Origin of the sequence: Citrobacter sp. wls827, from assembly GCF_005280875.1 — a bacterium.
Classification (GTDB): domain Bacteria; phylum Pseudomonadota; class Gammaproteobacteria; order Enterobacterales; family Enterobacteriaceae; genus Citrobacter; species Citrobacter youngae.
This window is the reverse complement of the sequence record NZ_SZWR01000008.1, coordinates 1-6,388: the sequence shown is the minus strand read 5'-3', so window position 1 is coordinate 6,388 and position 6,388 is coordinate 1. Positions and strand designations below refer to the sequence as shown.

The following is a 6,388-nucleotide window of genomic DNA, read 5'->3' as shown; positions in this document are numbered from 1 at the left end:
AGGTGCAACAAGCAGAGAATGTAGGCCGGATAAGCGCAGCGCTATCCGGCCTACACTTATTTTTGAATCAGATAGCGAATCGTTGGCCCATCCTGCTGAATATCCAGCACCGTATACCCATGGTTACGCGCATCCAGCGGAATATTGTTGATTGACTGCGGGCAATCGCTGACCACTTCCAGAATTTCACCTTTCTTCAATTGCGGCATGGCTTCCAGCGTGGCGACCGCCGGGTAAGGGCACGGTTCACCGACCATGTCGAGGCGATAATCAGGGACGATATTTTTCATGCGGATTCCTTAGCAGGCGTCAGCCCGGCGCGGCGGAAGAAACGTTTTTCCCAACCGATGATGAGCATCAATGCAATAAACAACAGCAGATAAGTCACCAGTAGCCCGCCGAGCGGCCCAAAGGTGTCGAGCAGATTCACTTTATCCCAGCGAGTGGCAAGGGCAGGGGCAAAGTCATCCCAGTAGTAAGCCAGAATGGTCGAGCCGATAACGTTTCCCAGCCCCACCCACCAGTAATGCACCTGGCCTTCAACCGCGCGGTACATCCAGCCGGTCTCACACCCGCCCGCCAGCACGATACCGAAACCAAACAGTAAGCCGCCGATCACCGCATTTGGACCAGCCCACATAATCTTCGGCTCAACGCCCAGTTGCACATAGCTAAAGATACCAATGGCGCTCACCGCCATGCCGAAGATAATGGCTTTTGCCATATGGGTGCGCCCGGAAATCCACAGATCGCGGAAGGCCGAGGTAAAGCAGATTTGCGCCCGTTCAATCAGCAGGCCGAACCCAACGCCAAACAACATGGCCAGACCCAGCTTCGGCTTGTCCATTGCGGTCAATAGCGCCCAGCCGATCATGCCGATAAATACCAGCATACCGAGGCGGAAACGACGACGCGCTTGTTCCGGTTTTTGCGTCAGCGGCGAGGCGGCGGAAACTTTCTGCATTTTGACCGGAATACGAAACATCGGTAGCAGGGTAAAGCGGGCGCCAAACCATGAGCCCATAGCCGTTGCCAGCGCGAAGAACCAGGCATGCAGCGAGAACTGTGGAATGCCGGTAAAAAACGCGGCCAGGTTACAGCCCATTGCCAGACGGGCGCCGAAACCGGCGATCATCCCGCCGACCACCGCCTGCAGAATGCGGATCCGACTGCGCGGCATGCGTAATTTGACGTTGTTGGCCCACAGTGCGGCAGCGAAACAGCCGCCGAACATACCGAGGATCATCATCCCGTCGATACGCGTCAGGGGCGAACCTTCGAGGTGGATCAGTTTATAGTATCCCCACTCTTCGGCGTGCACGCCAAACAGTTGCAGGATTTGCCCACCCCAGCGGGTAAATTCGCCGGTAACGGCCCAGAAGGTTCCCGTAATGCCGAAATAGTAAGTGGAGAGAATACCCGCTGCGATAACCGCAGGGGCAGGGGCCCAAAATTTAATTAACCAGGCCTGTTTGAAGTGTTGCCATGACATGCGTTTTGCCTCTGAACTCAGAAGGTATGTAACAAGAAGCGTGGATATTACACCGATCAGAATTTTTGACTATGAGTAATAAGAGGTAACACCGTCTGGATCAATCTTTCTCCGGGCTGCCGAAAGGCTGGCGACATCAGGGCTTTAATGCCACAATCCCCTTTTCTTCGCATGCAGGATGAATGATGAAAAAATTAGCAATCGTTGGTGCATTGTTGGTGCTTGCTGGCTGCGCCGAGGTACAAAATTATAATGACGTGGTGAAAACACCAGCTCCTGCCGGTCTGGCAGGATACTGGCAGTCGAAAGGTCCGCAGCGCGCGCTGGTGAGCCCGGAAGCGATCGCCAGTCTGATTGTCACAAAAGAGGGGGATACGTTGGATTGCCGTCAGTGGCAGCGAGTGATCGCGCTGCCGGGCAAGCTAACGATGCTCTCTGGCGATCTCACCAACGTGACGGTGAAACGCGAGCTGTATGAGATTGAGCGTGACGGCAATACGCTGGAATATGACGGTATGACGCTGCAGCGGGTTGATCGCCCGACGCAGGAGTGCGCCGATGCGTTAAAGAAAACGCCGTTGCCTACGCCACTGCCATAAGCCGTACGCCCCGGTAGTCAATGGCCACCGGGGTTGAGTTTTAAATCACTTCTTCAATGACCCACACGCTGACGCTCCCGCCGTTACAATAAAACGTTGCTTCGCCGTTTTCATCGGTGACCACGCTTTCCTCGCGATTTCCCAGATAATCACGCCAGGTTTTATTGCCGTAATTCGCGCCGAGATTGATGGTCTTCTCCCCGTCATCGCCGTTAGACAGAACAACCACGCAGCCGGGATCGTCGTCCGTTCCGCTGCGGCTAAAGGCGATACAGTTAGGATGATCGAAAAAGAGCGTCTGTACGCCGTGAGCGAAGCGCTGACGTGCGAGGATCAGTTCATCAAGCTGTTCGATGATGGGCATGTCGATAGGATAAGTTTCGCCATCGTCGCCAGTGTCTTCGTAATGTGCCCCGTAAAGATCGGGGTAGAACACCGACGGCACGCCGTTTTCGCGCAGCAGGATCAGCGCGTAGGCCAGCGGCTTAAACCACGCCTCGACGGGGGCTTCCAGAGCCTGTAACGGCTGGGTGTCATGGTTCGCAACCAGCGTCACCGCATGAAAGGGATCGGCCTCCACCAGCGTATCGGTGAAAATCTGGCTCATGTCATAATCGCGACCCTGGCGGGACGCTTCGTGAAATTTCATTTGCAAAGGGGCATCAAACAGCATGGTTTTCCCCTCGACCTGGTTAATATAGGTTTGCAGCTTATCGACATCATGAGACCAGTATTCCGCGACGATAAACAGCGGCCTGGGTGCCACCTCCTGGACGTGCTCGATCCACTCTTTATAGAACCATGCCGGGATATGTTTGACGGCATCCAGGCGAAAACCATCGCAATGGGTTTGATCCATCACCCAGCGTGCCCAGTATTTGAGCTCTTCAGTCACGGCATGATTGCGAAAATCGATATTTTCGCCCATCAGATAGTCAAAGTTGCCCAGTTCGTCATCGACCTGATCGTTCCAGCCTTCGCCGGTATAATCATTAACAATTTTAAAGATGCCGTCCTCGGTGGGATTTTCAATATGATCGATGCCGCTAAAGCATTTGTAGTCCCAAATGAATTGAGAGTACTGACCCGCACGGGCAGGGAAGGTGTACCGCGTCCAGGCCTCGCATTCGACAATCTCATCGTCAATCTGCGTGCGGTCATCGGCGTTTACGCGCTGAACCTGAATGTGTTCTTTCTCGTCGGCCCCCATTTTGTGGTTGACCACCACATCCAACAGTACCGCGATATCGTTGTGCTTTAACGCGTCGATTGCCGCCAGTAACTGATTTTTATCGCCGTATTTGGTGGCAATAGTGCCTTTCTGGTCGAATTCGCCTAAATCAAACAGATCGTAGGTGTCATAGCCAACGGAGTATCCGCCGGACGCACCTTTATAGGCAGGAGGCAGCCATATCATATTGATGCCGATATCATTAAGTCCGTCCGCGCGTGCGGCGAGTTCCGACCAGAGCTGGCCGCCATCAGGGTAATACCAGTGGAAGTACTGCAATAAGGTGGGGTTTTTCATCTTCCGTGCTCCAGAAGCCGTTTGGCCGACCTCTGGAGTATGGAAGATTATTCAGACGAAGCGGGAAATTATTGTGGGGCAGTTGGCGCATCCGGAACCAGTAACATACCGGAAAGCCGACCGTAGGCGTTATTTAGCGTCTTCTGGCGGGTTGACTGACCGATCAGCGTGCTGAGTTCATCCAGACGCTGCTGTAGTAATGCTTTGAGCAACTGTTCGTTATCCAGCGTCTGTTTAATATACCCGGCAATCAAATCCTGAACGCTTCGCGTGATGCCAGATGGAGTTTGTTCTTCCATGACCACTTCAATACTTTGCAGATAGCTAACTTCCTGTTCCAGTAAAAGGTCCCATTCACCTCGCTGCGCCAGTTCCAGCAGCGAGTGACTGAGCAGCGCAATGCGCTGCCAACGGTTGATAAACTCCACGGCTGAGGTCATTAACGGGACTCCTGGGACGACGCGGTTGGTGAGATCTGTTTCCAGGCATCCGCGATGTTTCCGAGCAACCCTTCGACTTCTTCAATCGCCTGACAATCATTATTCAGATTTGCGTGCAATAAACGGCGAACCATATAGTCGTACAACGAAGAAAGATGGGTGGCGATCTCTCCTCCTTTTTCGTGGTCCAGGCCCGCCTTCAGACCATTATCGATGATATTGATTGCCTTGCTTAATGCCTCACCTTTGGCAACGATATCGCCTTGCTGCATAAACAGACGAGCGCGCACCAGGGCGCTATGTGCGCCATCAAACAACATTTCGATCAACTGATGCGGGTTGGCGCTCATCACGGCGCTTTCCACGCTGACCTGTGCATAGGCTTTGGTACCGCTCGCGGTATACATGCTTACCTCGTGTTATCAGGAATTATTCATCGCTGAAAATTGTTGGCCCAGATAGGTACTGGTGCTGTTCAGCTTACTCATCATGGAATCGAGTTGGGTAAACTGTGCTTTATAGCGAGCCACGACTTCATCAATGCTGTTACTCACGGTCAGATACTGCTTAGTCAGCAGTTTCAGGTTGGCGTTAATATTGTCTTGCGCATTGTCGATAATACCGTCATCGGCCAGATAGCTTTTTACTTCGGTGGCAATCTTGGTGGTAATACCGGTTTCTTTGCCGTCACCCACCAACAGTTCACGGGTCGCTGCTGTGTTATCTTTCAGTGCCTTAGCCAGTTTTTCTTCATCAATTTTTAACTTGCCAGTGCCGCCATCCTGAGTAATGCCAATCTCAGACATGGTTTTAAACGGGGACTCGCTGCCGCTGTTAGCAAATGGCGCACGAATACCGTTTTGAATGGTACGGAGAACACTGTCGCCCAGTAACGCGCCGTTATCTGCACTGGCCGCTTCACCCGGTTCAACTTCTTTATATTTAGTCAGCGTACCAAAGGTATCGACCAGTGAGTTATAGGCTTCCACCCAGGCTTTAATTGCCGTTGTGGCCTTTTCATCACTTTTTGTTACCGTGATAGAGGCATCTTTGACTTCTTTGGTCAGTTGCAGCGTGATGCCCTGCGGTGCGTCAGTTACGGTATTGCTTTGACGTTCAATATCAATGCCGTTGACGGTCAGTTGCGCATTTTGCGCACCGACCAGTTGCTTCATTTTGCCGCTGCCCGCTTTGCTGTCATAGGACAGTAAATCGCTCAGTTTCGAATCATTCGAGACTGAGATAGTCATTTCGCTTTCAGTGCCGCTTTCCGCGGTTAACACTAACTGATAATCGTCTTCCTTAACCTTTACCAGACTTGCCGAAATACCGCTGTCCGCATCGTTAATGGCGTCACGAATATCCTCCAGAGAGGTTTCGCCTTTGCCTAACTTGATTTCCAGGGGTTCTTTACGACCCGGTTGTGAAATCGTTATGGTGCGTTCATCAACACTGGTATCGCCCAACTGTTCTTTGGTAGAGGTAATTTTGGACGTGGTTGATAGCGACTGTGCTTGTGCCAGTTTGGACACGCTGACGGTATATTTACCGGGAGCAGCACCGGCGGTTGTACTGACCTTTAAGTCTTCTGTGCTGCTGGTTGCCGTGGTGCTTTTAAACAGGTCGGCATTGTTCAGTGCAGTATTCGCCGTTTGAAATTTTTCTAATGCACTTTTCAGCGTACCGTACGCGGTCAGACGCGAGGTGTTAGCGCTCTGCTGCTGGGTAATGGGCGTTAAGCGCTTTTTCTCAGCAGTGGTTAAGTTTGTCAGCAATGTGTCCAGTGGTAAGTTCGAGCCAACGCCCAGTGATGTAAATGAAGGCATGCCTAATTCCTTGTGATTGCAAACAGTAGTTAACCGCTATATCGGCAATCTGCGCGCAAAGTTTAATAATAGTTTTGCAAAAATAATGCGCGGAATAGTGGTAATTAAAGCGGGTATTTCCGGGGCTAAGAAAAAAATGGGCGGAAAGTAAAAATTTTCTAAAGTTCGAATTTAAGGTGCCGATACATGGGTTACGGTCAGAAACCGTGGGCAACAGCCCAATAACATCAAGTTGTAATTGATAAGGAAAAGATCATGGCACAAGTCATCAATACAAACAGCCTGTCGCTGTTGACCCAGAACAACCTGAACAAATCTCAGTCTTCTCTGAGCTCCGCTATTGAGCGTCTGTCTTCCGGTCTGCGTATCAACAGCGCGAAAGACGATGCTGCAGGTCAGGCGATTGCAAACCGTTTCACCTCTAACATCAAAGGTCTGACTCAGGCGTCCCGTAACGCCAACGATGGTATCTCCATCGCGCAGACCACTGAAGGTTCTCTGTC

The 6,388-nt window shown here is 51.7% G+C and carries 7 protein-coding genes and 1 pseudogene; 2 read left to right on the top strand and 6 right to left on the bottom strand.

The window, feature by feature from the left end; all coding sequences use genetic code 11:
* Nucleotides 1–56 precede the first annotated feature (56 nt).
* On the bottom strand, nucleotides 57–290 hold the full coding sequence (gene yedF, locus FDX03_RS03245) for a sulfurtransferase-like selenium metabolism protein YedF (protein ID WP_000790504.1): 234 nt from the start codon (nucleotides 288–290) through the stop codon (nucleotides 57–59).
* Entirely contained in the window at nucleotides 287–1,540 is a 1,254-nt protein-coding gene (yedE, locus tag FDX03_RS03240; protein WP_323528139.1) for a selenium metabolism membrane protein YedE/FdhT, read from the bottom strand. Before yedE ends, yedF begins: the two co-directional genes overlap by 4 nt.
* Before the next feature lie 137 nt (nucleotides 1,541–1,677).
* Here yedE and yedD point away from each other — a divergent pair, with 137 nt between their 5' ends.
* Nucleotides 1,678–2,091 (top strand): lipoprotein YedD, encoded by a 414-nt coding sequence (yedD, locus tag FDX03_RS03235; RefSeq protein ID WP_048211314.1) that lies wholly within the window; start codon nucleotides 1,678–1,680, stop codon nucleotides 2,089–2,091.
* Nucleotides 2,092–2,131: 40 nt separating this feature from the next.
* Here yedD and amyA read toward each other — a convergent pair whose 3' ends face one another.
* The 4 genes from amyA to fliD all read right to left on the bottom strand — a co-directional run bounded on the left by amyA (nucleotide 2,132) and on the right by fliD (nucleotide 5,885).
* The gene (gene amyA / locus FDX03_RS03230) at nucleotides 2,132–3,619 is read right to left on the bottom strand and encodes an alpha-amylase (protein WP_137345474.1); all 1,488 of its coding nucleotides are present in this window, start codon (nucleotides 3,617–3,619) and stop codon (nucleotides 2,132–2,134) included.
* 68 nt (nucleotides 3,620–3,687) lie between these two features.
* Nucleotides 3,688–4,059, bottom strand: a complete 372-nt coding sequence (gene fliT, locus FDX03_RS03225) for a flagella biosynthesis regulatory protein FliT (protein ID WP_048211316.1) — start codon at nucleotides 4,057–4,059, stop codon at nucleotides 3,688–3,690.
* Nucleotides 4,059–4,466, bottom strand: coding sequence for a flagellar export chaperone FliS (fliS, locus tag FDX03_RS03220; protein WP_061068105.1), 408 nt, complete (start codon nucleotides 4,464–4,466; stop codon nucleotides 4,059–4,061). Before fliS ends, fliT begins: the two co-directional genes overlap by 1 nt.
* Nucleotides 4,467–4,481: 15 nt before the next feature.
* Nucleotides 4,482–5,885 (bottom strand): flagellar filament capping protein FliD, encoded by a 1,404-nt coding sequence (gene fliD, locus FDX03_RS03215; protein ID WP_048211317.1) that lies wholly within the window; start codon nucleotides 5,883–5,885, stop codon nucleotides 4,482–4,484.
* Nucleotides 5,886–6,140: 255 nt separating this feature from the next.
* On the opposite strand from fliD, the pseudogene FDX03_RS03210 reads away from it, so the two are divergent.
* Nucleotides 6,141–6,388: pseudogene (locus FDX03_RS03210) on the top strand (flagellin FliC); the annotation flags it as partial.